At 50.5% G+C, this 24,584-nt stretch carries 27 protein-coding genes; 13 read left to right on the top strand and 14 right to left on the bottom strand.

Features of this window, described 5'->3' with window-relative positions:
* Nucleotides 1-1,116 (top strand): T9SS type A sorting domain-containing protein, encoded by a 1,116-nt coding sequence (locus DFER_RS29290; protein ID WP_015813196.1) that lies wholly within the window; start codon nt 1-3, stop codon nt 1,114-1,116.
* A 156-nt stretch (nt 1,117-1,272) separates the two neighbouring features.
* Here DFER_RS29290 and DFER_RS18610 read toward each other — a convergent pair whose 3' ends face one another.
* Nucleotides 1,273-1,854 (bottom strand): hypothetical protein, encoded by a 582-nt coding sequence (locus tag DFER_RS18610; protein ID WP_015813197.1) that lies wholly within the window; start codon nt 1,852-1,854, stop codon nt 1,273-1,275.
* A 142-nt stretch (nt 1,855-1,996) separates the two neighbouring features.
* Between DFER_RS18610 and DFER_RS18615 the strand changes: the two genes are divergently transcribed.
* Entirely contained in the window at nt 1,997-2,602 is a 606-nt protein-coding gene (locus DFER_RS18615; protein WP_015813198.1) for a Crp/Fnr family transcriptional regulator, read from the top strand.
* A gap of 2 nt (nt 2,603-2,604) precedes the next feature.
* On the opposite strand, the gene DFER_RS18620 is transcribed toward DFER_RS18615, so the two are convergent.
* A complete protein-coding gene (locus DFER_RS18620; protein WP_229206044.1) occupies nt 2,605-3,291 on the bottom strand; it encodes an ATP-binding cassette domain-containing protein in 687 nt (228 codons plus the stop codon).
* A gap of 8 nt (nt 3,292-3,299) precedes the next feature.
* Complete coding sequence (locus DFER_RS18625) at nt 3,300-3,626, bottom strand: hypothetical protein (RefSeq protein ID WP_015813200.1); 327 nt, start codon at nt 3,624-3,626, stop codon at nt 3,300-3,302.
* A gap of 212 nt (nt 3,627-3,838) precedes the next feature.
* Here DFER_RS18625 and DFER_RS18630 point away from each other — a divergent pair, with 212 nt between their 5' ends.
* The gene (locus tag DFER_RS18630; protein WP_015813201.1) at nt 3,839-4,207 is read left to right on the top strand and encodes a BlaI/MecI/CopY family transcriptional regulator; all 369 of its coding nucleotides are present in this window, start codon (nt 3,839-3,841) and stop codon (nt 4,205-4,207) included.
* Here DFER_RS18630 and DFER_RS18635 read toward each other — a convergent pair.
* Complete coding sequence (locus DFER_RS18635) at nt 4,192-4,746, bottom strand: CopD family protein (RefSeq protein ID WP_015813202.1); 555 nt, start codon at nt 4,744-4,746, stop codon at nt 4,192-4,194. The genes DFER_RS18630 and DFER_RS18635 overlap by 16 nt on opposite strands.
* A gap of 144 nt (nt 4,747-4,890) precedes the next feature.
* Between DFER_RS18635 and msrA the strand changes: the two genes are divergently transcribed.
* Together msrA and DFER_RS18650 are read left to right on the top strand one after the other, a co-directional pair.
* Nucleotides 4,891-5,577 (top strand): peptide-methionine (S)-S-oxide reductase MsrA, encoded by a 687-nt coding sequence (gene msrA, locus DFER_RS18645; protein WP_015813203.1) that lies wholly within the window; start codon nt 4,891-4,893, stop codon nt 5,575-5,577.
* A 141-nt stretch (nt 5,578-5,718) separates the two neighbouring features.
* A complete protein-coding gene (locus tag DFER_RS18650) occupies nt 5,719-6,249 on the top strand; it encodes a hypothetical protein (protein ID WP_015813204.1) in 531 nt (176 codons plus the stop codon).
* A gap of 63 nt (nt 6,250-6,312) precedes the next feature.
* On the opposite strand, the gene DFER_RS18655 is transcribed toward DFER_RS18650, so the two are convergent.
* From DFER_RS18655 to DFER_RS18680, 6 genes are all read right to left on the bottom strand, one after another.
* The gene (locus DFER_RS18655) at nt 6,313-7,110 is read right to left on the bottom strand and encodes a hypothetical protein (RefSeq protein ID WP_015813205.1); all 798 of its coding nucleotides are present in this window, start codon (nt 7,108-7,110) and stop codon (nt 6,313-6,315) included.
* Nucleotides 7,111-7,166: 56 nt separating this feature from the next.
* The gene (locus DFER_RS18660) at nt 7,167-7,868 is read right to left on the bottom strand and encodes a hypothetical protein (protein WP_229206045.1); all 702 of its coding nucleotides are present in this window, start codon (nt 7,866-7,868) and stop codon (nt 7,167-7,169) included.
* Nucleotides 7,869-7,974: 106 nt separating this feature from the next.
* Nucleotides 7,975-8,697 carry an RluA family pseudouridine synthase gene (locus DFER_RS18665; RefSeq protein WP_041736523.1) on the bottom strand — a complete coding sequence of 241 codons (723 nt, stop codon included), beginning with the start codon at nt 8,695-8,697 and terminating at the stop codon, nt 7,975-7,977.
* A 129-nt stretch (nt 8,698-8,826) separates the two neighbouring features.
* A complete protein-coding gene (locus DFER_RS18670) occupies nt 8,827-9,537 on the bottom strand; it encodes an ABC transporter ATP-binding protein (protein ID WP_015813208.1) in 711 nt (236 codons plus the stop codon).
* Between the two features lie 37 nt (nt 9,538-9,574).
* A complete protein-coding gene (locus tag DFER_RS18675; RefSeq protein ID WP_015813209.1) occupies nt 9,575-10,030 on the bottom strand; it encodes a hypothetical protein in 456 nt (151 codons plus the stop codon).
* Between the two features lie 40 nt (nt 10,031-10,070).
* The gene (locus DFER_RS18680) at nt 10,071-12,731 is read right to left on the bottom strand and encodes a UDP-N-acetylglucosamine--peptide N-acetylglucosaminyltransferase SPINDLY family protein (protein ID WP_015813210.1); all 2,661 of its coding nucleotides are present in this window, start codon (nt 12,729-12,731) and stop codon (nt 10,071-10,073) included.
* A 246-nt stretch (nt 12,732-12,977) separates the two neighbouring features.
* Here DFER_RS18680 and atpD point away from each other — a divergent pair, with 246 nt between their 5' ends.
* From atpD to DFER_RS18695, 4 genes are all read left to right on the top strand, one after another.
* Complete coding sequence (gene atpD / locus DFER_RS18685; protein ID WP_015813211.1) at nt 12,978-14,492, top strand: F0F1 ATP synthase subunit beta; 1,515 nt, start codon at nt 12,978-12,980, stop codon at nt 14,490-14,492.
* Between the two features lie 17 nt (nt 14,493-14,509).
* A complete protein-coding gene (gene atpC, locus DFER_RS18690) occupies nt 14,510-14,752 on the top strand; it encodes an ATP synthase F1 subunit epsilon (RefSeq protein ID WP_015813212.1) in 243 nt (80 codons plus the stop codon).
* A 159-nt stretch (nt 14,753-14,911) separates the two neighbouring features.
* A complete protein-coding gene (locus DFER_RS30180) occupies nt 14,912-15,115 on the top strand; it encodes a hypothetical protein (protein ID WP_187293492.1) in 204 nt (67 codons plus the stop codon).
* Nucleotides 15,090-15,461 (top strand): type II toxin-antitoxin system VapC family toxin, encoded by a 372-nt coding sequence (locus tag DFER_RS18695; protein WP_041736525.1) that lies wholly within the window; start codon nt 15,090-15,092, stop codon nt 15,459-15,461. The genes DFER_RS30180 and DFER_RS18695 overlap by 26 nt, the downstream gene beginning before the upstream one ends.
* Before the next feature lie 8 nt (nt 15,462-15,469).
* On the opposite strand, the gene DFER_RS18700 is transcribed toward DFER_RS18695, so the two are convergent.
* The 4 genes from DFER_RS18700 to DFER_RS18715 form a co-directional block, all read right to left on the bottom strand.
* Nucleotides 15,470-15,886 (bottom strand): putative toxin-antitoxin system toxin component, PIN family, encoded by a 417-nt coding sequence (locus DFER_RS18700; RefSeq protein ID WP_015813214.1) that lies wholly within the window; start codon nt 15,884-15,886, stop codon nt 15,470-15,472.
* A complete protein-coding gene (locus DFER_RS18705) occupies nt 15,886-16,116 on the bottom strand; it encodes a hypothetical protein (protein ID WP_015813215.1) in 231 nt (76 codons plus the stop codon). The genes DFER_RS18700 and DFER_RS18705 overlap by 1 nt, the downstream gene beginning before the upstream one ends.
* Before the next feature lie 42 nt (nt 16,117-16,158).
* Nucleotides 16,159-16,881: a pirin family protein gene (locus tag DFER_RS18710; protein ID WP_015813216.1), complete on the bottom strand. Its 723-nt coding sequence runs from the start codon at nt 16,879-16,881 to the stop codon at nt 16,159-16,161.
* A gap of 96 nt (nt 16,882-16,977) precedes the next feature.
* Nucleotides 16,978-17,691, bottom strand: coding sequence for a dioxygenase family protein (locus tag DFER_RS18715; protein WP_015813217.1), 714 nt, complete (start codon nt 17,689-17,691; stop codon nt 16,978-16,980).
* A gap of 211 nt (nt 17,692-17,902) precedes the next feature.
* Here DFER_RS18715 and DFER_RS18720 point away from each other — a divergent pair, with 211 nt between their 5' ends.
* From DFER_RS18720 to lolB1, 4 genes are all read left to right on the top strand, one after another.
* Nucleotides 17,903-19,237 (top strand): APC family permease, encoded by a 1,335-nt coding sequence (locus DFER_RS18720; RefSeq protein WP_015813218.1) that lies wholly within the window; start codon nt 17,903-17,905, stop codon nt 19,235-19,237.
* A 53-nt stretch (nt 19,238-19,290) separates the two neighbouring features.
* Nucleotides 19,291-21,723 carry a TonB-dependent receptor gene (locus DFER_RS18725; RefSeq protein ID WP_015813219.1) on the top strand — a complete coding sequence of 811 codons (2,433 nt, stop codon included), beginning with the start codon at nt 19,291-19,293 and terminating at the stop codon, nt 21,721-21,723.
* Nucleotides 21,724-21,909: 186 nt separating this feature from the next.
* Nucleotides 21,910-23,658, top strand: coding sequence for a tetratricopeptide repeat protein (locus DFER_RS18730; RefSeq protein WP_041735286.1), 1,749 nt, complete (start codon nt 21,910-21,912; stop codon nt 23,656-23,658).
* Nucleotides 23,648-24,529 (top strand): lipoprotein insertase outer membrane protein LolB1, encoded by an 882-nt coding sequence (lolB1, locus tag DFER_RS18735; protein WP_041735288.1) that lies wholly within the window; start codon nt 23,648-23,650, stop codon nt 24,527-24,529. The genes DFER_RS18730 and lolB1 overlap by 11 nt, the downstream gene beginning before the upstream one ends.
* Nucleotides 24,530-24,584: the final 55 nt, after the last annotated feature.

Below are 24,584 nucleotides of genomic sequence, written 5' to 3' on the forward strand. Positions count from 1 at the left end.
ATGAGATTTTTAGCTAAATATAGATACATCGTCGCGTTCATGGCCATTGCCCTTGCGCCGACAGCGGCATCCGCACAAACCATTACCATTGACTTTCAAAACAAAGTGGTAAGTCCGGATGGTCTAACCTGGACGTTTGATATCGCCGCGAAAGGAATTGCGGTGGGAACGATTTACGAAGGACCCGACAATGACAACTGGCAGGCGATGAACATCAGGTTGGATTTGGATTTGCCGGCAGGAGTTACCATTGTAGGTGGCTCAGGATCTGGCGAGCTTGCAAATACCACCGGCCAGGTAGGCGTTCAGACGGCTGTTCCCGGTATAGGGTCAGTTGGCAAATCCGCACTTGGATTGACAATCGCAAGATCGGCTCCTCCGGGCTTGCCTGGCCAGCAGGACATTAATGTCAACGACTACACCAAGCTTGCCACATTTACCGTCACTTTCTCGGGACAGGTGTTTAATAGCACCAAAGCGTATCCGCGACTGGCTCTGAACAAAGATGGAAGTTCCTGGACCAACGTCTCTGATTCTAAACGTCGTCCCATCTCTTTCGGCGGAGCTCCTGGCTCCACAATGGGCACCATTACGCTCCCGGTCAAACTGGTGAACTTCGATGCAAAAAAGGAAAATAGAACCGCTCATCTGACCTGGGCAACATCCGAAGAGATCGATGCAGCCTATTTTGAAGTTCAAAAGAGCTCCGATGGGAAAAGCTGGAACGCCATTTCAAAAGTGAACGCCCAAGGTGATTCCAAACAGGTAACAAAATACGAGTCAACAGATGCATCACCGTACGGCGGTACCAACCTTTACCGACTTCACATGGTAGACCTGGACGGTAGCGACGCATACAGCACAATACGGAGTCTGGTGTTCGAAAGCACTTCCGTTGCACTTTACCCCAATCCCGCCCAGAAGGCGTTGTACGTAAAAACCGATGCAAATGAGAAGGTGAAGGCGGTTGACATTACCGACTTGCAAGGACGAGTGATTTATAAAGGCAATGCAACTGCTATCGATACAGATCAATACGCGGCTGGAAAATATGTAGTGAGCGTTACGCTGGAAAACGGCACTGTCAGCAGGCATGAAGTGATTATAGCACCATAAACTTCAAGATCTCACACCATAAACGTACGGCGACATTCACAGACAGCAACACTATTGCTTTGATTCAGTTTGTGGATAGTGTGTGAACCAGCAAATTCCGGACTGCCCGCTTGGGTGTCCGGAATTTCATTTTTTCCCCAAAGTAGATTTCATCTCTTAAAATCTGACACTCAGTCCGCCGTTCAAAACACCTTTGTAGCCGTAACCCATTTCCAAAAATATGCCGGCCTTGTCCCCTATCCGCAAACCCACCGGACTGGCCTGGAATGTGTAGCCGGAGTCAGTGTTCACTTCTGTTTCATAAAAGGTGCTGCGTTTAACAAAAAATCCGATACCAGCGGCCCCGTAAAACTGGAAACCCCGCTGCTTGATCCAAAACAATGTGGCTTCGCCGGCGGTGGTCAGGGAGCGGCGTTTCCAGCGGTCGTCGTCGACAAAGTCGGGAATCCACTGGTCGGCAGAGGGATTGTAAACAGAGCTGCCGCCCACCGCAAGCCTTTCAGAAACGTGGTACTTGTAACTTACCGACCACGCCGCACCTGTAACCCGCACATCTTTCGGCTCGTTGATCAGCGCGCTTATCCAAAGAATGACCGCATCGGAAAGCGCATTTTCGGAAGTGAGTATTCCCGCGCCGATGTTCAATTCCTGTTTGCTCCTGTCCTGGGCCTTCGACGGCGCAAATACGCAGCACATCACGCCGCATAAAATGATGGTTTTAATGAGCAGAAAGTTCATAGCGAGTAGTTTTTATTGTACTCAAATTAACTTCCCTGCTATTATTTTATATCTTGTCAGAAGACATCAGTTCAACTTGTCGTACGACAAGATTTTGCATTGTCGCCGGACAAGTCCCACCCTTCATGTTTCAATTTCTCCCATGCAACTCTCCGAAGACATAAAGCCGCTGCATCACCTGCTCGAAGCCTCCAAGTTCATGGTTTCGGACGAGATCCGGGAGAAGTTTCAGCAAAACCTGAAAAGGTTTATGATCCCGAAAGGCCGCGTGCTCGTCGATCTGGGACAGGTTAGCCCGTCGCTGTATTTCATTGAAAAAGGGGTGATGCGCACGTACTACCTGCGCGGCTCGGAGGATATTACCTCGTTGCTTGTCTCGGAAGGTGACATTGTTTGCATTGCGGAAAGCTTTTTGCTGCAAAAACTTTCAAATGAAGTTTTGGAAACACTGGAAGACACGACGGTTTATGCGCTCTCCTACGATTCGTACCGCAAGCTCGTCGAAGAAGATGCCTACATGGGCAAACTGGCCGTGAAGTTACTGGAACAGCATCTGATCAATTTTACCGACAAGGTGAAAGTTTTCAAATATCTGTCTGTCGAAGAGCGCATTGCACATTATATCAGCCAGCCGTCGTCGCTTTTCCGCCGCATCCCCGATCATTATATTGCCACTTACCTTGGCACCACGCCGGCGACTTTCAGCCGTTGCCTGAAAACGGTCCCGTTCGAAAAGAGTCGTCCCTAATATTATTCCCCTCGCTTTTTCATTTGAAAAGTGGGTTTGGTGGCCGTGTAGCCATATTCCGCGAGTTGTGAACCTGCGTCTGTCAGCAAAATACTCCTTCCCACCGGAGCGATCAGGTAAGTTTCGTGTGCCAGCCTGAGCACGTCTTCATAGGCGTGATCGGAAATAAGGATGCCTTTACGGGCGCTTTGTTGCCGGATGGCTGTGCTCATTAACTCGATATTGAGCGGCGAAAGGGCGGCAAATGGCTCGTCCAACAAGGTGAAAGCCACGGGCATCATCAGCACCAGCAACGTTCCCACGAGTCGTCGGTTACCCACCGATAGGTCGGCCATACGCGTGTGCTCGAATGCTTGAAGGCTTTCGAAATGTTCACACAAATTTGTAAACTCAACCCCATACAACTTGCATACATGGCCCACCCGCAATGCCGACGGCAGAAATGGCTGCTGCGGCAGATAGCTGATCAATCCTTGTTCCTTATAAGGATGCGAAAAATAGTGCCCATCTACCCGAACCGATTGGCTGTGCCCACGAAGTGTCCCGAACATCATCTGCATCAGGCTTGATTTGCCCGTTCCATTTCGCCCCAGTAACGCGGTGATGTGCCCCGTTTGCAGCTTGATGTAAATGCTTTGCAGGATTTTTTGGCCATCATATTCCAGCCACATGCTGTCTGCTTCAAGCATACGTTCGCTCATTTGATCCATACGTGCAAAGTTTGAACCACACCCATAGCTAAAAAGAACAGCACAAAGTCGATCAGGAAAGCGAAGGCAAACAGCCTGCGTTGGGAAAGGTTTGCATTGGCATAAAAGAAAAACAAATGCGCGTACCTGCTGCGAACAATGTAAGTGGTAATGCCTTGCAAAAACAGCTTAAAAAGCACCATTGCAGGCAAAACTCCGCCGAGGTCGCGCCCGACCGGCATGCCGAGCGCCAGCCAGGCGATCGCCGGAATAACCCAAAGATAAAATCCGAAAGAGCGGTAAAAAATGGCTAATAGATGCAGTTTGGCTTTCATTTGAAACGACTTCCCTGTGCTTTCCTGCTAATTTAGCCCGGCATGGACCGATTGATTCCGCTTTAAGAATTTTTAACAGCCTAATCACCAACCACTTCGCGATAGGTAGTGCCGGCGGTACCTGAATGCCCGCATTCGGCATTGTCGGAGCATTTCAAAGTTTTTAACTAAAATTTAGTTCAATAACGAAACCGCCGTTCTACCTTTGGCGCATGGAACTGATCAGTCATTCGGGGGAGAACATCATGCGCATTCTGTGGGAGCTGGGAGAAGGTGTGGTGCATGACATTATCGCAAAAATCCCCGATCCTAAACCGCCTTACACCACCGTTTCGTCCATCATCAGGCTGCTGGAAAAGAAGGGATTTGTGGGTCACAGGGCTTATGGCAAGACCTATGTGTATTTTCCGGCCATTTCGCGCGACGAGTATGCGCGCAGGTCGTTTGCAGAGTTAATGCAGCACTATTTCCAGGGATCGCCACGAAACATGATCTCTTTCATTCTGGAAGAAAATACGTTCGAATCCGACGAACTGGACGATTTGAAGGGCTTGATAAATGCCCGTTATTCCAAATGCTGACCTGCTTTTTTCTCCCGCATCCGCTTGACGATCCGCACGGCGGTCATGATCACGATGGCAAATGCAATGAGGCCGAGCACGCCCCACAGCCAATCGACTGTGTTTTTTAAAACCACCAAAAAGACGATCGAGAAGAGGAAAATCGTCGCTATTTCGTTAAAAAGCCGCAATTGGAAAGATGAGAACCGGAATTTTCCCGCGCGTAATTCCAGCAGGATTTTCCGTGTTACCGAATGATAAGCCAGCAGGCCGAGCACAAAAACGAGTTTGAGTTTCATCCAATCCTGATCGAGCCAGGCAGGCGTGATGTAGAGCATGGCCGTGCCGCATAGCAATGCAAGCCAGCAGGCCGGCGTCATGATCGCATTAAAGAGCAATTTCTCCATCTTGGTAAATTGCGCAATCAGAATTTCACGCTCGGGACTGGGCTTTTCGTTGGCCTCAGTGTGGTACACAAACAGCCTCGGCATGTAAAAAAGCCCTGCAAACCAGCTAACTACGAATATGATATGAAGTGCCTTGAAATGGAGATAGGTCATAAACTACCGGAGATTTGCTGCCGCCGGGTTTTCGCTGTCCCGATCTTTCGGCGCCCAAATTTCGTAAATATTATAGGATTACGGCGAGAAAACTTTATTGGTCCCGTAATCGTTACCCAAAAGGCGATAATCCCTAATGTTATCATGAGAACCACCATCCCGATTTTCACGTTTATATTTTTGTGCTGCATGGCCCTGGTGTCGTGCGCACAGTCTGACAAAAAACACAAGAGCAAAATGGACAAAGAAACAGCCTCAACTGCATTGGACGAAAGCAACGTCGATACTGCGAATACGGAAATCGCGACATTTGGCACAGGGTGTTTCTGGTGTACCGAAGCCGTGATGGAGTCACTCGACGGCGTCAAAAAGGTGGTTTCGGGCTACTCGGGCGGGCATGACCCCAATCCCAGCTACAAAGCGGTGTGCACAGGCACCACAGGCCACGCCGAATGTGTGGAAGTGACCTACGATCCCAAGGTGATCAGCTATGCCGAGCTGCTCGAAGCATTTTTCCGCAGCCACGACCCTACTACGCTGAACCGCCAGGGCAACGACGTGGGAACGCAATACCGTTCAGTCATTTTTTACCACACCGACGACCAGAAACAACTCGCCGAAACGGCCAAAGCTGAACTGGACAAATCGGGCGCTTATGCGAATCCGATTGTCACCGAAATCACTAAATCTCAGAAGTTTTACCCTGCGGAAGATTACCACCAGAATTATTTTGCCAACAATCCCGAGCAGGGCTACTGCGCCTTTGTGATTGCACCAAAACTGGATAAATTTAAAAAGGTATTTAAAGATAAGCTCCGCAAGCAGATCTGATTTAGGATTAAATAAAGAACCCGGAACCACACGCAAAGCATGATTCTCCGGTTAATAACTATAAATGGCACAAGTTTTGAAGCGTTGAAATAAAGGCTTTAATTTGTGCCATTATTATTTCACAATAACTAATCTATTACGATGAAAAAGACTCTATTCATGCTTGTTGTTGCCGCTCTTTTCAGCGCAGCTTCGGAGAAGGCGTTCGCCCAGTTTGAAAAAGGAGATAAACTATTGAATGCAGGTATTAACCTTGGCGGCACTTACGGCGGCGGCGGCGTTGGTGTAGGTGCGTCATTCGAAGGCGGCGTGCACGACTTCATCAGCGTCGGTGGCCAGGCTGACTTTACTACCTGGAACTACGGCTGGGTTGGGTACAAATGGAGATATAACTTCTTCACAATCGCTGCCCGCGGTTCTTACCACTACGGCAAGCACTTCCTGAAACTGGATAACCTCGATCTTTATGCAGGTCCATCTTTGGGATACCGTATTTCTTCATTCAGCGATCCAGATGGCTGGTCAGGCGTTTATAACGATGGCTACGGAAGCGGTGTATTCTTCGGTGTATTCGCAGGCGCACGCTACTATTTCAAGCCTAACATGGGCGTTTTCGCAGAAGTTGGTTACAATGCATCCCCTGTAAAAGCAGGTATCGCATTCAAATTCTAAGAAATTCCGACACAATAAAAGCGGACTCAGCATTGTCTGAGCCCGCTTTTTTGTTGACCAAAATTAAAAGTTCAATGCGAGCGTGAGCCCGGCGGTCCTTTGAAATGGATTTACGGAAGGTCTGAAACTGATTTTCAAAGACTCGCCGCGGCGGATCAGCTCACGGCGGATACGGCTGGCTTTCGATCCGTTTTTACCCGCTTTGATAAACCCGACCGTTCCGAATGTGGCGGCGCCGGCAAAGCCTCCGAGCATCATATAAGCCCCTCTCCTCGCCCGCAGCTCATCCTGGTAGCTCTTGTAATAACCATTCGCATCGATAGCACTCGCGACAATGCCCGTGCCAATTCCCGCCACAACAACGCCCACAGTAGTACCCACAATGCCCATAATCATCCCGGTTTTCGATCGTGATTTGTAGAAACTGTACATGCTCCGCAAATGATCCGGCGATGAAGTTCTGACATCTTCGGCAAATTGTACCGACGGTTTTACGGGCCCGGTAGCAACCTTCCGGGGCGCTTGGCTCTGTTTTGCACTTCGAGCCGGAGCCTGTTTTTCGGGCGAATAATAGCTTTGCACTTCGAGTGCGGCTTCAAACGTTTCCTCCTCACCGTTCCCATAACGAATGGAGGCCACATCGGACTTTTTAATGGAAAAAAGCGCCCCATCCGGGTCGCTCGGCTTTTTATATTTGATCACCTGATCATCCACTTCCTGGATGTAAACTTCCAGTTTCGACTCGTCGCGCATCAGGATCACATCCGCCTTACGCGCGGTTTGCGCATAGGCCTGCCCGACAAACAATAAAATGAACATGGCTAGGAGCTGATTTTTCAGCTTTGGTAAAATTACTTTCATGAGGGAGTAATGGTTGTAACTGATTTAACCCCATGAAAGTAATCAATTTACCGGAATCAGAACGACAGCCTCAGGCCCAACTGTGCCGACTTATTGAACGGATCGACGCGTGGCGTAATGCTGAAAGTCGTGAGCGGCTGGTTCCGGCGTTCGAGCTCAGTTTTGATTTTTTCGACTTTTTTGCGGTGTATTTTATAGTTTTTGAAGCCAATTAACCCAAAAACCACTCCCACCGCCGGCCCGGCAATCGCCAGTGACGTACCGATGGTCCGGTTGTCGGGGCTGTCGCCGGAGCTGGCTACAATAATGCCCGACACCAGTGTCGCCACGGCTACCGATGTGAACACGATCGCTCCTTGCTTGCCGTCCATCATACGGTTGTGATGGTATTCGTATTTGTCCCGCAACTGATCGGAATTCGCCATGACCACGCTCTTTTCGAAGGGATCGGTCGGCAGATTATTCATATCTGCATATTGCCCAACGCTATCGGGCGGAATGCGACCCGGCGGGATGGAGTCTTTTACATTGATGTTCTTGCCATTTTTAAGCAACACCCGGGCTACCTGATCGAGATAAATGTAGGTAGCGGCACTATCGGCCGTGCCCAGGTCGCGGTAGTTGATCTTTTCGTAACTCATTTGCGTAATGAGCGCCTGGATGTGCGAACTGTCGCGCTTGATGATCACATCGTTTTTCCGGCCCGATTGCGCCGACGCAGTTCCGGCCAGCAACGAAAAGCAGATTATAAATGGCAAAAAGTGGGTAATTCGTAACGTGTGTGCCCGCATAGTTTCAGGTGTTTTGAATGAAAAAAGATGGATAAACGTACACAACTTTTAACATTCAACAAAAACCATGCTATCACACGCCGAATTTATTGAGCTGTTTTACAAGCACTTCGAAATCCTTAGGGTAAGGCGCCTCTACGCGTATATCCTCGCCGTTCATTAAGGCAAACGATAGCGACCGCGCATGCAGCGCAACCCGCTGAATTAGAGGCTGCTCTTCCGTATCCTTTTTCAAATTAAACTTGCGTTTCAGATTGGAAAGGAAGATCGGCTCGCCGCCGTACTGCGGGTCATTCACGATGGGTGCTTTGAGGCACGACAAATGAATGCGGATCTGGTGCATGCGCCCGGTAATGGGGATACATTCCACTAATGTGTAGCCGCGGTACACCTGCAAAGTATTGAAAATCGTCTCCGCCTCTTTGCCATCCGCCCTGTCGATCTTCACCGCCGTTCCGTTTTTCAGCGGTAAAATGGGCAGGTACACCGAAATCCCTTCGAGGTCATGGATGCCGTTCACCACGGCATGATACCGTTTGGTAACTTCCCGATGCTCGAATTGCATCGCCAGATGCCGGTAAGCTGCGGGATTTTTCGCGAATGCCAATGCACCCGATGTTTCTTTGTCGAGGCGGTGGGCGGCTTGTAATTCGGGATTGTATTCTTTGGCAAGCCGGAGGACGCTTCCGCCCCGGTCAGCCGTACGCTCATCGAGGGTTGCCAGATGCGGCGGTTTATTTACCACCAAAAAATCCTCGTCTTCGAATATGATAATGTCTTTGAAATTGATCTTCATCTTGTTGCTATAAAAATAATCCGGATGATGCGCCCCAGCGGCCATTCATCCGGATTCTCTCGGCCAACGGCCTTTATCCGATACAAAGATAATTATACTATTTGTTTCTTTAAACTTCTTTGCGGTTCCTCAAACGAGCGCACTCACCTTCGTAGGGTTCGGATTGATCGTGTCCGACTCCACGAGGCCGTCGCGCAGGCGGACGATGCGGTGCGCGTAATGCGCGATGTCCTCTTCGTGCGTTACCATCACGATCGTGTTGCCTTTGCTGTACAGTTGGTCGAAAAGGTCCATGATTTCGTAGGACGTTTTGGTGTCGAGGTTACCGGTTGGTTCATCGGCGAGCAGGATGCTGGGATCGTTCACAAGCGCCCGTGCGATCGCCACACGCTGGCGCTGGCCGCCCGACAGTTCATTGGGCTTGTGCCCGGCCCGGTTTTCAAGGCCCACATTTTTGAGGGATTGCATGGCTTTTTCGGTCCTGTCCGCCTTGCTCAATCCTGCGTAAATGAGCGGCAATGCCACATTATCCAGCGACGACATCCTCGGCAAGAGGTTAAATGTCTGAAAAACGAAGCCTATTTCCTTATTCCGGATCTCGGCCAGCTCGTTTTCGGTCATATCGCTCACGTCCTTGTTGTTCAGGATGTATTTCCCGGTCGTTGGCGTGTCCAGACAGCCGATAATGTTCATCAGCGTGGATTTGCCGGAACCCGACGGCCCCATAAATGCCACATATTCGCCCTTGTTCACCGAAATCGTGACGGATTTGAGCGCCTGGATGATTTCGCTGCCCATGACGTAACGTTTGGCGATCTCGCTGGTTTCTATGATTTTCATGCCGACAGTTTTTCAGTTGGAATATAGCAGTTATGCGTCAGGATGCGGACGAAATTTTATGGAATAACGCTTGTACGAAGAATGAAGCCAGTATTACCGGCGGCGGAATGTCCTCATTAATCACGTTCCCCTTCCGCTTCCAGAACCCCACGGGCTCAAAACGCGCTTCGGACTCGCCGTTACTCACGACCCATTTCCCCCGCAGCCACGATTCAAACCGCCAGTCGTACGAAATGCCGTCGAAAGTAATGGATGCCTTGCTCCGGAAAACATTGCAATCGATGTCGCCGAGCACGCGCTGCCCCTCGATATCGCGTATTTCTGTATGCGAACTGAAAAGACCTTTCGATTTGAATGTGAGCATGTGGCCGTCGAGCTCGCCGCGGCCATCGTATTTCCAGAGGGTTGTTTTGAGGATACCGGCTATGACTTTGCCCCGGAAAATCCGGCATTCCGTTTCGGTGAAATTGGATTTCCAGGACAAAGCTGTCATTGGTGAAGTGTATTTTTGAGATGGCTAAAATATTAAATCATCAAAAATCAGCCCTTTGTTTTTCGATAAGTGCCCGCATCGGCTGATAGCGCGCCACAAATCGCTGATAACCGGCAGGCAATGCATACTGCCTTACCTTTTGCTCACCCTCGGCAGCCTGTCCCAGCAAGCCTTGGTCAAGGCTCAGCAGCGCGTATTGTTCCCACAATTCGGGCGCGTATTCATTGTACCGCAGCGCATCGAGGACGAGCTGGTAGGCCAATTTCACCTGTTTTTTACCTCTGTAGAACTCCGATGCTGCGGCAACAATGCGCGCGTCGCACGGATTAGTACGCACCGCCTTCTGAATATCTTGTGCCGACGGAGATTTTGAAACCACTGCAAACAGCGAGTCGGAGGCCGATTGGGGCTTCACGCCCGAGAATAATGATTGTTTTAGCTGCTCCACCGCGACATTTTGCTCTTTGTCCTGAATTTTATCCAGCAATACCGCCGCCACTTCCTTTTTATCCGACAATGCATTGGCCACCGCCATCCCGATGGTGCCCTCCACGCCCTCCACGACCGACAGCGTTTCGATGGCCTTATCATATAGTCCGAGTTGCAGCAGCCAGTGCCCCAGTATTTTATGGTATAAATCGCTTCTTTCCCCTTCTTCGGCCGTCCATGCGGTGAGTGTTTCCAATGCTTTGAGCTTATTTCCGCTGTAAAATTCCGGGTAAAGTGCCGCTAGGGACAAGTCCTGCGACAGCACGGGGTTCTTCGCGGCCAGTTTCGGCAGCAGTGCGGCCGGCAGCGAATCGAATGCGGCCTGGTTGGTGGCGTAATTGAGTAAATAGGCCAGACCGGAAACGCTCAGAAGCGAATCTCCGGGAATTGCATTTTTACCAAAATCCTCTTTATGAAACTGTTGCCGCATGTTCTGAACAGCCAGCCAGTTGGCCTGCCATGAAAGATAATCCCGCTTTTCGGAACTGCCGGCGAGGGAATCGAGCAAGCCGGAATTGGTGTTTTTGGCAAGAATGGCAAGGAGGTTGGTGGCCGGAATTTCCGGGCAGGCCGCATTTGCCTCAGCGCGATCGAGGTAATAATACGCCGAATCGGCCACATTGGTTTTGGAATACAGCATACCGAGGTTATTCAGCAGCTCCCCGTTTGCGGGAAACCGGCGGAGGCCCTCCTGCAAACTGTGCACAGCATCAAAAAACAGGTTTTCCTGCGCCAGAATGCCGCTCAGGCCCGCATACGCCTGCGGCGAGGGGTTTTTCAAAAGTGCCTGCCTGAAATAATATGCAGCCGCGGTGCGATCGCCCTGCTTCAATGCAATGGAAGCCAGCGCATAGTTTGATTTGTGGTTTTGGAACTCCTGCTGCAATGCGAGCTTATAATATTGCTCGGCAAGTGTAAATTCCTCTGTCCGGGTATGCAAATCGCCCAGCCCATTGAAATAACCGGCAATGGCCTGGTTAAGCGGCAATAGCCGTTGCGTTGAAAACAGCACCACCACTCCCGCAAAGCCGAAGAGGCGCGTTTGCGTAAGCCCGAAGCGCATTGGTTTGTACAAAACCTTGTAAACCGCGAGTTTTTGCTGGAAAACCTCCCAGAAATTGACCAGTATATAAAAGAAAAAAAGCACACCCATCGCCAGCTGCCCCTGCACGGTGACGTCTTCCAGCGTTTCGAGCACAGGGTCGTTGGCGGTACCCGCTGCAAAACCACCGAACGACAGCGCCACCACAAACAGCCCCATATACATCCAAAAACCAGCGCTGCGGAATGGAACCGTGCCTTGCGTTGAATCCGCACGTCTCCTGAAACCCCAGATACCGAGTATCCCCGATGCCAATGCCAGGTAAAATGGGTTGATCAACGTGACGTTCCAATCGATCCGGCGGGTGTTTTGGAGGTATATTAATAGTAAAAGCAGCAAATAGAGCACACTGATCACGATAAACTGCACCAGTCCCGAACGGCCCTTTCCGGCTTGCCCGCTCGTGCTGAGCCACACGAGCCCGGCCATAATTTCCGTTGCCGACACCAGTAGGAACAGTACGGTGACGATCAGCCAGAGCGGAAAGGAATACGCCGCGGCCGTCAACGCCGGAACCGGCGCAGCAGAGAAAAACGCGACCATCGCCACCAACAGCGCAGAAACGCCCGTAATGCCGGCAATGCGTGCGGCAATCCCCAAATCAGGCCGGAATGCGTGGAAATAATATGTAACGCCGCTGTATAAAATGGTGGCTGTCAGAAACAAGGCCCGGCTTTCGGTGCCAAACACACCCAACGTTTCCAGCCTCGCAAATGCGAGCAGGAGAATAAAAAGAATAGTCCCGGCAAGATACCAGAACCGCGACAATGTGCTCACAGCCGCCAGCAGCAACGAAAGGCCTGCCAACGCCCCGATCCAGAATAAATACACCGTCACCGCGTTGATCTCCATCACCGACGACATGAAACTCTCGGTTACCAGGTACGCCGGCGTCGAGATGCCGTATTGCCATTGGCCCAATTGCAGCACATCCACCACGGCCGTCGTTTCCGACAGTTCGCTCACCACATTCCACCGCACCACATTCCCCAGCGGATCAATGCATTGCGAGGCAAGAAAAACCAATCCCAAAATCAGCACCAGAAAAGTAACGACAGCCATCCACCGCTCGGACGCCGACCATACCTTCCAGAAAAGTAAATCGTTCATATTGTTATGCGTAGCAAAATCAGCGTCTTATCGACATGCGAAGATTGGCAATTTCGGCCGAAAAAGTTCCCGCTTACCTCCTCCTCCACCCACTTTCCGGAAATATTAAACACAGTTTTCAGGAAAAACGGGTGATTTTCTAAAAAATATCCAAATTTTCGGGCCGTGTGCTATTGGTACTGACCAAATTATCTCCTACTTTTGCGGTCTGAAAAAAACCTCATCCGAGATAATCAAAATTATATAATGGCAAACGCAGCAAACGTAGGAAAAATTACGCAGGTAATTGGCCCGGTTGTAGACGTATCATTTGAGGACAGCGGTGCTATCCCCGCGATCCTTGATGCGTTGGAAGTCATCAAACCAAACGGTCAGAAAGTTGTTCTTGAGTGCCAGCAGCACCTTGGTGAAGACCGTATCCGTACTATCGCGATGGATAGTACAGAAGGTATGCAACGCGGCATGCAGGTAACTCCGCTTGGAGCACCTATCAAAATGCCTATCGGCGAAGGTATCAAAGGACGTCTGTTCAACGTAATCGGTGAAGCGATCGACGGTCTTACTCCGCTGGATTCTTCAACCGGTATCTCTATCCACCGCGCAGCTCCGAAATTCGAAGAGCTGGCAACCGCTACCGAGGTACTTTTCACAGGTATCAAGGTAATCGACCTTCTTGCTCCTTATGTAAAAGGTGGTAAGATCGGTTTGTTCGGTGGTGCGGGTGTAGGTAAAACCGTATTGATCCAGGAGCTGATCAACAACATCGCGAAAGCATATTCCGGTCTTTCGGTATTCGCCGGTGTGGGTGAGCGTACACGTGAAGGTAATGACCTGATGCGTGAGATGATCGAAGCGGGTATCATCAAATACGGCGAGGATTTCAAGCACAGCATGGAAGAAGGCGGCTGGGATATCTCCAAAGTTGATTACAATACTCTAAAAGATTCGCAGGCGACATTCGTGTTCGGCCAGATGAACGAACCTCCTGGCGCACGTGCCCGTGTAGCTTTGTCAGGTTTGACAATGGCTGAGTATTTCCGTGACGGAGATGGCGAAGGACAAGGCCGCGATATCCTTTTCTTTATCGATAACATTTTCCGTTTTACACAAGCTGGTTCAGAGGTATCCGCTCTTTTGGGACGTATGCCATCTGCGGTAGGTTACCAACCTACGCTTGCTACTGAAATGGGTCAGATGCAGGAGCGCATTACCTCTACAAAACGTGGTTCAATCACTTCCGTACAGGCGGTTTACGTACCTGCGGATGACTTGACTGACCCGGCTCCGGCAACAACATTTGCCCACTTGGATGCTACGACCGTATTGAGCCGTAAAGTATCTGAGAAAGGTATCTACCCTGCCGTGGACCCGCTTGACTCCGCTTCACGTATTTTGAATGCAGAAACACTCGGTGCTGCTCACTACGATTGCGCACAGCGTGTGAAAAACATTCTTCAGCGTTACAAGGAATTGCAGGATATCATCGCGATCCTTGGTATGGAAGAGCTTTCCGAAGAGGATAAACTGGTCGTATCACGTGCACGTCGCGTTGAGCGCTTCCTTTCGCAGCCATTCTTCGTTGCTGAGCAATTCACAGGTTTGAAAGGTACATTGGTTGATATCAACGATACCATCAAAGGCTTCAACCTGATCATGGATGGTGCTTACGATCACCTTCCTGAAATGGCTTTCAACCTGGTTGGAACCATCGAAGACGCTCAGGCTAAGGGAGAAAAAATGCTGGCGGAAGCAGGCAGATAAGCAAAAACTTTTGACTCATGCATTTAGAAATCATTACCCCAGATAAAAAGGTATTTGCCGGCGAGGCGAATGCCGTAACATTACCGGGTACCGAAGGACAGTTTCAGGTTCTGAACCGTCACGCACCGCTGGTCAGCACGCTGGGCAAAGGTGATGTGGTAGTCGATACCGGCGCTGGCAAACAAAACTTCGTCATCGACGGAGGCGTTGTAGAAGTGCTGAACAACAAGGTATTGGTTCTCGCCGAGGCAGTTCTTTAAGGAGAATATAAACGATTGCAGGAAGCGAATGCTGTGAGAACGGCATTCGCTTCTTTTGTTTTCGCCGCCTGATAATCTATCGTTGTGGTTTGCACATTTGGCTAAGTTTGTTCGCTTTATAATCCTTATATTTAAACATAAACAAAGTGCGCGCTGATTATGAAATTCGTTTTAAAAGAAGGGCAAATGCTTGAAGATGTTTTCCCTGCCGCGGCCCGACCGAAAATTTTTCCGGCTACGGGATCAACCTCAAAAAGCAAAAAACTCGACGCTCGAAAATTTGTAGGAGTTATTCAACTAACCGACAATGCTCTGGATGTCCAGAGAAGTATGCGTAATGAGTGGGACGAAGATTCTGATTGATACAAATATTGCTATTAGCTTATTTAAAGGCGATGACCGATTAGGGGCACTTTTACAAGACAGAGAGGCTTACGTGTCATTCGTTAGCGAATTGGAGTTGCTGGGCTATCACGCAATCTCCATAGAAGAAGAATCATGGGTGGAAATGTTTCTGGATGAATGTAACATTATTGACATTAATGCAGGAATTAAAGAGCTCACGACCTACGTCCGGCGGCAATACAACTTCAAACTCCCCGACGCAATCATCGCTGCTACATCCATTTTCCTGGGTGTTCCGCTATTGTCAACCGACGGTAATTTCGATAGAGTTAAAGAGCTGATCTTCATATTTTATCAGTCCTAATAAGGGGTTTACTGATGACCTTTGATTATATCCAAAAATTCATGCAGCCGGACAATCGGAATGCCTTCGAAATGCCCAAGGTTTAATAACCCACGTTTATCTCCCGTCACAATGTAGTCAGCCTGACCGTCTTTGGCCAATTCAAGAATAAAGTTGTCGTTAGGATCAGGACTTACTTCGACAATTGACGTAACTAAGATTGGTCGTAAGCGCCGCTTCAAAGTGCTGATAAATTGATCTGCTTCTTCTATCGTGATGTATTTTCGGAATTTATCGCGATAAGCTACTTCGGAGATTTCTTCTAGAAGTGTGGCATCAGCCAGGACTTCTATATTTTCATGAAGGAGGACACACTCAACTTTACCCCTATGTGTCTTTCCAATAAGGGCACTGATATAGTCTGTTGTGTCGATGACTATTCTCACTACCTTTTGCTTCTTTCCGCCCGGACCGCCTTTACCTCTGCTAAAATTTCCTCTTCCGTGATGTCAGGGTCCGTTTGCGGCAAACGGCTTGAAAGCTCGGCCCATTCACTTCGGAAATCAGCAAAAGAACCCTTGGGCTCCGCTTTTCTGAATTTCAAAAACTTCAAGTTCTTCAATAGTTCTAATACGAAAGGAGCCTTTTTTTCCGGGATATCAATAATTATTTCCATGCTTAATACATTTCGTAACAGTACGAATATAACAAGGAAATGTCAACTTTGATTGCTAACCAAACCAGCGCATGTGATAGCCAGCAAAATCGCCCCATCCGACAGCGCCTCGAACTCTACCGTCTCCGCATTGCCCAGCGCCAGCCCATCCCGCCGTTCCAGCAACCGGTTTTGCACCTCAAATGCACCTTCAATTACGAAGATAAATACGCGGTGACCGGCATTCCAGCTGGTGAAAATGCCTTCGGCCCGGCCGTCGTATTGGCCGATGAACAGGTGGGCGGAGCTTCCGTTATAGCCGCGGACCGGGAGAAGGACATTTTTTTCACTTAAATCAAAAGGAACGATAATACCGGAGGGCGACATCGGGGTGCTTAGAAACTGACCGTCATTGATCCTGATTTGCAAATAGTTGATTACCTCGTCAGGATATGGATTGGTAATCGTGTAATGCTTCTCCGGCGACGCAAGCAGGAACAATGCCTCGCCGGAACTGATGAATTTCGGCCCCCTGCCCTTTTCTTCCAACTCGATGGCGCCTACCAACGGCAGCAAAATCACCTGACAAAATTGCCTGACAACCAACGTGTGACTGCATTCGGGCAAAAGTGTCTCGTCATTCAAGACCTCCAATGTGCCGAATGGCTCGCGATCAGTCGCGCGGTATTCTTCGAAATTAAAAGTGCGGAAACTTCGGAGGCCATCGATCTGAAACTCGCCGCGCAGGCCTTCCAAATATATCCGGGCGTCAGTCTGGGTCAGCATTGTATCGAATTTTAGGGGTTGTATCGTTTTGGTTGGCGATCTATGACCTCACGCTTCCAAACGGCGGCGTATCTTATCGCCTGTATCGACCGCGAACTAGGCATTCACCACGATCGCATGCGTGAGTTCGTAACCAGCCGAAACATTGCCGGTCACCGTCGACATTTCGGTGCTCACGCCGTCGCCAAAAACGTTGTCGCGCGCATTGGTTGTGTCCGCCTGCCCGTGGCTTGCATATGCGCCCTGTGCGTACACCACTTTGCTGATTTCCTCCGGAAAAGCGATTTGGGTCACCAATAACGATTTTCCGCTTGCATTATATATGTGTACGTGAATGTGCGTCGCACGGCCGGAGTACCAGCCCGGGTAAATGCTCGTGAAAGTCACCAGGCCGCTGGCATCGGTCGTCTGGCGGCCGCGGAGGAAATGGAGGTTGGTATAATTGGTCGATTGCATGCCAGTGCCGCCATATTCCGAATAGTTGCCGGCCGCATCGCAATGCCAGATGTCCACCAAAGCACCTTCGAGGCCTTCGCAGCTGTTATTTTTATTCTGAATCGTGATTTTCACATTCAGCTTGGCGCCCGGCCGGTCGGACGTGATATCGTTAGAGACGAGGCTCGCCGGCGATTTGGTCGGAAATGGCCCTGCTGTTTCGGACGCCGTCAATGTGCAGCTTCCCGGTGTAGAGCCGGCTTCTGTCGAGGTGTCTGCGGGGTCGACGGTGTCTTTCGAGCAGCTGATCACCGGAATGATTGCCGCCAGTCCCAATGCCGAAAATCCCCTTTTTAAAAATTCCTTGCGTTCCATATTTGCAACAGTTCTGTGAGTTCAAATACATTATCGTATTCTCTTCACGCTTTGTTGCGGAGCAGGCGCAATCTGTCGGCGGATAGCGCATTTTTACCGGCGGATAGGCAATCCCGACCCATTTGGCACGCATGCTTGCATTTGCTTCGAATGATAGGAGTTACATTCCGAAAAAGTTTTCTATTTTAGGAAAGCACATTTTCACTCCCCTATGCAGCAACCCGCTACCCGCAACGAACTCTTCAAGATCCTGGGCGTCGGGTTTGGCGTGGCGGTGACCGTCGGAGGCACCATCGGCACGGGCATTCTGCGGAAACCCGGCCCGATTGCCGAGCAACTAGGCGATCCCGGGCTGATCATGACATTATGGGCTGCCGTAAGCCTCTACGCGCTGCTCGGCACATTGTGCACAATTGAACTCGGCACGTCGGTGCCGCGTGCGGGCGCGTGGTACGTGTATGCGCAGCGCGCATTCGGCAATTATGCGGGCTTTGTGGTGGGGATCAACAGCTGGCTCGGCACTTGTTCGGCGCTGGGCTTCGGCGTTTACACCATGAGCGAGTACATCGCATTGCTCATTCCCTCGCTCGTGGGCTACGAACCCTACGTCGCGGCGGCAATCCTGCTGCTGCTCACCGTCATTCACTGGATCGGGCTGGCATTGGCGAGCAGTTTCCAGAATATCATGAGCCTGCTGAAAGGTATCGGACTTTTTGCATTCGTAGCGGTTTGTTATCTGTATGGCAATGAGGTCACTATGGGCGAAACACAGGTAACGACGAGCAAAATTATAGAAACCGGCTCCTGGCTGGCGCCGGTGGTGTTTTCATTACAGGCCATTTTTTACACTTACGACGGCTGGCATACCGCAGCTTACTTCTCCGAAGAAGACAAAGATCCCTCCAAAAACCTGCCCCGGTCCATGATCGGCGGCGTGCTCGTGATCATCGCCATTTACCTGCTTTGCAACCTCGCGATCCTCCACGTGCTGCCGATGGACCGGCTCGCGCAATCGAAACTGGCCGCGGCCGATGCAATCACATTGATTTTTGGAGAGGGTTCCGGGAAAATCGTCACTTTGTTTCTGATGGTTTCAATACTCGGGATCGTCAATGCGCAGCTGTTGTTCAATCCCCGCGTGCTGTACTCTATGAGCCGCGACGGGCTGTTCCTTAAATCGGGAGTAACTGTAAATCAGGGCGGTACGCCGGCCGTTGCGATGCTCGTCACCTCGGGCGTCGCCATTACATTGATACTCATCGGCAAAGACGCCACCGAGAAGCTCTCCGACATTGCCACATTCTTTTTCGTGCTGGGCTATACTTCCGGCTTCGCGTCGCTGCTGGCGCTGCGCAAAAAGGAGCCCGACCTGCCTCGCCCCTGGAAGGTCCCCGCCTACCCTGTTCTGCCGGTTTTAATGCTCATCTTATCAATTGTCTTCCTGGTCGGTACCGTCGTCCAGGACCTGCCGAGCAGTCAGTATGCATTGCTTTTCCTAGTGATCAGTTATCCGATTTACCTGCTCGTCAGCAGGCTCAACAAGTAGAATTATTTGCAAGTATATTTTAAGTAAATTGCATATAACAATCTGCCAACAACATGCCGTGGAAAAAGAACTTCTTCAATTGCTTCCTGATCGTCGCCGCATTGCTCTCAACGGCATTCCAGTGGTCGGATGAGGATTTTATTCAATTCATTACCAATAAAATAAATCAGTACCGAAACACATTACCGGCTGAAAAGGCTTACCTGCACCTGGATAAGCCCTACTACGCCACCGGCGACACACTGTGGTTCAAGGCTTATCTAACGGAGGGGGCGCTCCACTTAGCCGACAGTGCCAGCAACCTCCTCTACGTCGACCTCATCGAACAGCGCTCGGGCCGGAATGCCGCATTAAGGCGCGTGCAAATGAATGGCGGCACAGGCCACGGCGAGATCGTCCTCAGCGATTCCCTCGCGCCGGGCGCCTACACCATTCGGGCGTACACCAACTGGATGCGCAATTCGTCCGAAGATTTTTTCTTCCAAAAGAATGTATATATGTTTGATTATAAAGACAATGCATCTTCCAAAACAGACAACAGTCCGATAGACCTGCAATTTTTCCCGGAAGGCGGGCAGCTCGTGGCCGACATCAGCACCCGCGTCGCATTCAAAGCTGTGGACGCCAGCGGAATGGCCCGCGACGTGGCCGGCTTTGTGCTCGCCCAAAGCGGTGACACCGTAGGCTCATTCAAAAGCGAACATGCAGGCATGGGGCGCTTCCAGTTTGAGCCCAAAGCAGGAAAAACCTACAAGGCATTTGTGAGACAAGAAGGCGGAAAAACGACCCCCGTTCCGTTTCCGAAGGTACAGGACTCCGGATTCACGATGCTGGTGGACAATCTGTCAAATCCGCTTAAAATGAGGGTACTAGCCTACGCCAAAGTGCCCGGAAAAACCGAAATACCCGTGCGCGTGGTAGGTCATGCGCGGGGCATTGTCGCATTTGTAGCCAACGGCAAGATCGGCAGCCGCGGACTGATGATGCAGCTCCCCACCACCGAACTGCCGGACGGCATTACACACCTCACCCTGTTCGACGACACCGGCAGGCCGGTCTGCGAGCGGTTGGTTTTTATCAACCATTCGAGAAGTCTGCGCGTGGAGGTCAAGCCGTCGAAACCCACCTATCAGCCGCGTGAAAGAGTAGACGTAGCAGTAACCGTTACCGATTCGGCGGGCAAACCTGTGGAAGCCAGTCTCTCATTGGCTGTCACCGATGCCGGCCAGATCACACAGCAGCCGCACGATCAGAACATTGTTTCTTACCTGCTGTTATCATCTGATCTGAAAGGGTTTATTGAAAAACCTTCCTACTACTTCGACCCTGAACAACCGAGTAGAAAAATCCACCTCGACTATCTGATGATGACCCACGGCTGGACGCGGTTCAAATGGGACGACGTGCTGCGCGACTCCATTCCGCCTGCCAGGCGCTACGTAGAGCAGGGCATTACGCTGGAAGGCGACGTGAAGCGCAACAACAAAAAGATCACTGAAAAAACCGCACTTTCGCTTTACGTCAGCAACGACAGCCTCAGCACGTTCATGACGTCCGAAACCGATGAAAACGGGCATTTCACCATCTATAACCTGGCCTTCACCGACTCGCTGGAACTGCGTATCCAGGGAATGAATAAAAAAGGCAATCAAAACCTCTCTTTCACGATCAATCCGTTTGAACCGCCGCGGGCCTCGGTTGTTAAAATCCCGTTCAAACCCGTCACTGTGGATGCACAGCGATTGGCCGATTTCCTGAAAAATGCCGCCCAGGAACAGGAAATCACACGAAAAATCCGTGAAAACCGCGAAAGGCTGCTTCGCGAAGTGACCATCAAGGCTAAAAAAGAAACCCAGCGCGACGCACGTAAACTGTACAGCTCGGCCGATGCCACGCTCAAAGTGACACCGCAGCTGACTTCGGGCTACACCAGCGTGCTGGACATGATCCAGGGACGCATCGCAGGCGTATCGGTCATGGGTTCGGGAATGAATGCAACCGTATCCATCCGCGGAAACAGGGGCGAGCCGCTTTTCGTCCTCGACGGCATGCCCGTGGACAAGGCACTGATCACCTCCCTCAGCGTATTCGACGTTGAGTCGATCGACGTTTTGAAGGGGCCGTCAGCCGCAATTTTCGGCAGCAGAGGCGGAAATGGGGTGATTTCGGTGCTCACGAAGCGCGGAAACGCCAATTACGATTATTCGCAAGACATTGTGCCCGGCGTGCTGGTCACGAAAATCGCGGGCTTCCATACTCCCCGGGAGTTTTACGCACCCAAATACGGCCCCACAGCCCCGCCAGCTCCTAATCCCGACTTCCGATCGACGATTTTCTGGGCACCCATGCTCCGCACCGGCCCCGACGGAAAGGCCTCGGTGAGCTATTACCATTCCGATGCGACGAGCCCGGCCGATATCCGGGTTGAGGTTTTGAGCCCGGGAGGATTGCCTGGTTCGGGAAAAACAAGCTATACCGTGAGATAGCTGCCGGGCGCATGCAATGCGGCGTGCGATGCCCCGTGTGCTGGCATAAGAATATATATATTTCCACGTTAGTATACTTATTTGCGTAGGCAATTCGACAGGGCATACACACAAAATTTGGTAACTTTGTTATTTACACTGAAATAGCCGGTCATGTCCCACGATCTGATGGCGCACGATTAAAATATGAGGACCGAATATTCGAAAATAATCCTTCTTATTTGCCTGGTTTCGGCCTGCTGGACGATGACGCCGGCCAACGCGCAGCGCCGTAAAGATCGTGACAAGCAGGAAGTTAAGGAAGAGGGTGTGATGACGAGGCTCGAAGGGGAGTCGATGGCTACCGAGGGAATGAAGTTCATGATGAAGGACGAGCCCGACCGCGCATTGCCGGTGTTTGAAAAACTTGCCCAAATCAATCCGCAGGACGCCACCACACATTATCTGGTCGCCACGGCGCTGATCAAGCTCGAAAAATACGACGAGGCCATCAATGCGTCGAAAAAGGCATTTGACATCGATAAAGAGAACATTTTCTACGCCCAGCAACTCGCCGAGCTTTACGCCAAACGCCGCAAATACGCGGAAGCGGCCCAGATTTACGAAACACTTGTAGCCCGGAATCCCGAAAACATCGAATACGGAATTGAACTGGCGGCGGTTTACGTTTTCAACGACCAGTTCGACAAAGCCATTGAAACTTACAACAGGTTGGAAAAGTCGATGGGTGTGACCGAAGAAATCACGCACCAGAAACAGCAGCTCTATCTCCGCCAGAATAACCTGGAAAAAGCATTGGCGGAAGGCAAAAAACTCATCGAAGCGGAGCCCGGCGAAGTAAGTTACCGCGTAGAACTGGCCGAAATGCTGATCGCGAACGACCGCATCGTGGAAGCGGTGGCGCCGTTGGAAGAAGCATTGAAAATCAATCCCGACGAAGCGCAGGCCCACGTGCTGCTAGCCGATATTTACCGCCGCAACGGCGATGTGCAGAAATGCAACCAGGAACTGAAACAGGTTTTTGCCAACCCAAACCTTGACGCCGATCCTAAAATCCGCGTGCTTTCGGGCTACCTGACCATGTTAAAGACCGAAAACGAAGTGAATGAGGCCATTTCACTTGCACGCCAGCTCTCGGAAACACACCCCAACGAAGCCAAAGCGACTGTCATTTACGCCGATTTGCTAACTCGCCAGAGCAAGTTCGCCGAAGCGCGCGACCTGTACATCAAAGCCGCAGCCGCCGACCCGAACGTATTCCAGGTGTGGGGCGCCATTTTGCAGCTCGACGGCCAGCTCAACCAGCCCGACAGCATGCTCGTGCATTCGGAAAAAGCGTTGGAGCTGTTTCCGAATCAGGGAATGTTCTGGTATTTCAACGGAATGGCTAACCTGATGAAGAAAAATTTCAGGGAGGCGACATCCGCATTGGAAGAAAGCCTGAAAATGATGGGCGAGAATCCCCAGCTGGTGCCATTAATCCACGCACAGCTCGGCGATGCATTTAACGGGATCGGCGATCACGAAAAATCCGACGCAGCTTACGAGCTCGCATTGAAAGCCGATCCGAACAATGACCACGTGCTGAACAATTACAGCTATTTCCTGTCGCTCAGAAAGGAAAAGCTCGATCTGGCGCTCAAAATGTCCGAAAAGCTCGTGCAGCAGCATCAGAATAACCCCACTTACCTCGATACCCACGCCTGGGTATTGTACATTCGCAAAGACTACAAAAAAGCCAAGGAATACCTCGAAAAGGCAATGCTCGACAGCAGCTCGGTGAGTGGCACAATTGTTGAGCATTATGGGGATGTCCTGTTCAAATTAGGAGAACGGGACAATGCGGTGGCCCAATGGAAAAAAGCCAAGAGAATGGGCGAAACCACCGAACTTCTTGACAAAAAAATAGCAACAGGTGCATTACATGAGCAGTAAATTGATGATCGGGCTGATGGCCATGTCGCTGATATGGTTCACGGCTTGTCATAAATCACGTCTTTCCAAAAGTACTTCCCAAAGTTCAGACAGAGATACCACCCTGATTACCAGGAGCCCCGAAATCGGAGATAGCTCGGCCGTGGATACGTCTGCCGCCGATACTTCGGCAGCGAGCGGCGTGGCCGACGCAAGCGAATCCATGCGGGAGGTGAAGGTAAATGAAGTGGATTTCGACTATCTGACGGCCAAATCGAAGTTTTCGTTTAAAAGCGCTAAACAGGATTTTGACAACACGAATGTCAATATCCGCATGAAAAAGGACAGCATTATCTGGCTTTCCGTTACCGGCGTGGGTTTGGAAGTGGCGCGGGGCATTATCACGCGGGATTCCATTGTTTTTATGGACAAAATCCACCGCGACTACTTCGTTTTCAACTACGAGCAGCTCAGCAAACAATACAATTTCGACCTCAACTTCGACCTTCTGCAATCGGTTATCATTGGAAACATGCCGTTTGAAAGGCAGGAAAACGGCCGTTTTTTAAAGGAAAATGATTTTTACATTCTCAAACAACTCGTCGAACGCCTGGAAGTCGACAACTACATTGCGGAAAAAAACCAGAAACTTTCCCGACTAAGAGCAACGGAAGTGCCTACACAGAACACTTTTACCCTGGATTATGAGGATTTCAGGGAAGTAGGCGCCTATTTGTTCCCCTTCACAAGCCTGATCAGCCTGAACGTGCTTTCGAAAGAGCAGCAGAAACTTGAAACAACCATGCGCCTCAAACACAGCAAGGTGGAATTGGTAAACCAAAGCCCCGGTTTTCCGTTTAATGTTCCGTCGAGCTATAAGCGTAAAAGGTAAAATACAGAAAGTCTGCTTAACTTTGCCCGCCGTGAGATGTATTTTTGGCCGCAAG

It is taken from the genome of Dyadobacter fermentans DSM 18053 (assembly GCF_000023125.1).
Taxonomy (GTDB): domain Bacteria; phylum Bacteroidota; class Bacteroidia; order Cytophagales; family Spirosomataceae; genus Dyadobacter; species Dyadobacter fermentans.

What these genes read in the sequence shown, in the direction of transcription:
- DFER_RS29290 (WP_015813196.1), top strand. Translation starts at nt 1, where the DNA reads ATGAGATTTTTAGCTAAATATAGATACATCGTCGCGTTCATGGCCATT.
- DFER_RS18610 (WP_015813197.1), bottom strand. Translation starts at nt 1,854, where the DNA reads ATGAACTTTCTGCTCATTAAAACCATCATTTTATGCGGCGTGATGTGC.
- DFER_RS18615 (WP_015813198.1), top strand. Translation starts at nt 1,997, where the DNA reads ATGCAACTCTCCGAAGACATAAAGCCGCTGCATCACCTGCTCGAAGCC.
- DFER_RS18620 (WP_229206044.1), bottom strand. Translation starts at nt 3,291, where the DNA reads ATGCTTGAAGCAGACAGCATGTGGCTGGAATATGATGGCCAAAAAATC.
- DFER_RS18625 (WP_015813200.1), bottom strand. Translation starts at nt 3,626, where the DNA reads ATGAAAGCCAAACTGCATCTATTAGCCATTTTTTACCGCTCTTTCGGA.
- DFER_RS18630 (WP_015813201.1), top strand. Translation starts at nt 3,839, where the DNA reads ATGGAACTGATCAGTCATTCGGGGGAGAACATCATGCGCATTCTGTGG.
- DFER_RS18635 (WP_015813202.1), bottom strand. Translation starts at nt 4,746, where the DNA reads ATGACCTATCTCCATTTCAAGGCACTTCATATCATATTCGTAGTTAGC.
- msrA (WP_015813203.1), top strand. Translation starts at nt 4,891, where the DNA reads ATGAGAACCACCATCCCGATTTTCACGTTTATATTTTTGTGCTGCATG.
- DFER_RS18650 (WP_015813204.1), top strand. Translation starts at nt 5,719, where the DNA reads ATGAAAAAGACTCTATTCATGCTTGTTGTTGCCGCTCTTTTCAGCGCA.
- DFER_RS18655 (WP_015813205.1), bottom strand. Translation starts at nt 7,110, where the DNA reads ATGAAAGTAATTTTACCAAAGCTGAAAAATCAGCTCCTAGCCATGTTC.
- DFER_RS18665 (WP_041736523.1), bottom strand. Translation starts at nt 8,697, where the DNA reads ATGAAGATCAATTTCAAAGACATTATCATATTCGAAGACGAGGATTTT.
- DFER_RS18670 (WP_015813208.1), bottom strand. Translation starts at nt 9,537, where the DNA reads ATGAAAATCATAGAAACCAGCGAGATCGCCAAACGTTACGTCATGGGC.
- DFER_RS18675 (WP_015813209.1), bottom strand. Translation starts at nt 10,030, where the DNA reads ATGACAGCTTTGTCCTGGAAATCCAATTTCACCGAAACGGAATGCCGG.
- DFER_RS18680 (WP_015813210.1), bottom strand. Translation starts at nt 12,731, where the DNA reads ATGAACGATTTACTTTTCTGGAAGGTATGGTCGGCGTCCGAGCGGTGG.
- atpD (WP_015813211.1), top strand. Translation starts at nt 12,978, where the DNA reads ATGGCAAACGCAGCAAACGTAGGAAAAATTACGCAGGTAATTGGCCCG.
- atpC (WP_015813212.1), top strand. Translation starts at nt 14,510, where the DNA reads ATGCATTTAGAAATCATTACCCCAGATAAAAAGGTATTTGCCGGCGAG.
- DFER_RS30180 (WP_187293492.1), top strand. Translation starts at nt 14,912, where the DNA reads ATGAAATTCGTTTTAAAAGAAGGGCAAATGCTTGAAGATGTTTTCCCT.
- DFER_RS18695 (WP_041736525.1), top strand. Translation starts at nt 15,090, where the DNA reads ATGAGTGGGACGAAGATTCTGATTGATACAAATATTGCTATTAGCTTA.
- DFER_RS18705 (WP_015813215.1), bottom strand. Translation starts at nt 16,116, where the DNA reads ATGGAAATAATTATTGATATCCCGGAAAAAAAGGCTCCTTTCGTATTA.
- DFER_RS18710 (WP_015813216.1), bottom strand. Translation starts at nt 16,881, where the DNA reads ATGCTGACCCAGACTGACGCCCGGATATATTTGGAAGGCCTGCGCGGC.
- DFER_RS18715 (WP_015813217.1), bottom strand. Translation starts at nt 17,691, where the DNA reads ATGGAACGCAAGGAATTTTTAAAAAGGGGATTTTCGGCATTGGGACTG.
- DFER_RS18720 (WP_015813218.1), top strand. Translation starts at nt 17,903, where the DNA reads ATGCAGCAACCCGCTACCCGCAACGAACTCTTCAAGATCCTGGGCGTC.
- DFER_RS18725 (WP_015813219.1), top strand. Translation starts at nt 19,291, where the DNA reads ATGCCGTGGAAAAAGAACTTCTTCAATTGCTTCCTGATCGTCGCCGCA.
- DFER_RS18730 (WP_041735286.1), top strand. Translation starts at nt 21,910, where the DNA reads ATGAGGACCGAATATTCGAAAATAATCCTTCTTATTTGCCTGGTTTCG.
- lolB1 (WP_041735288.1), top strand. Translation starts at nt 23,648, where the DNA reads ATGAGCAGTAAATTGATGATCGGGCTGATGGCCATGTCGCTGATATGG.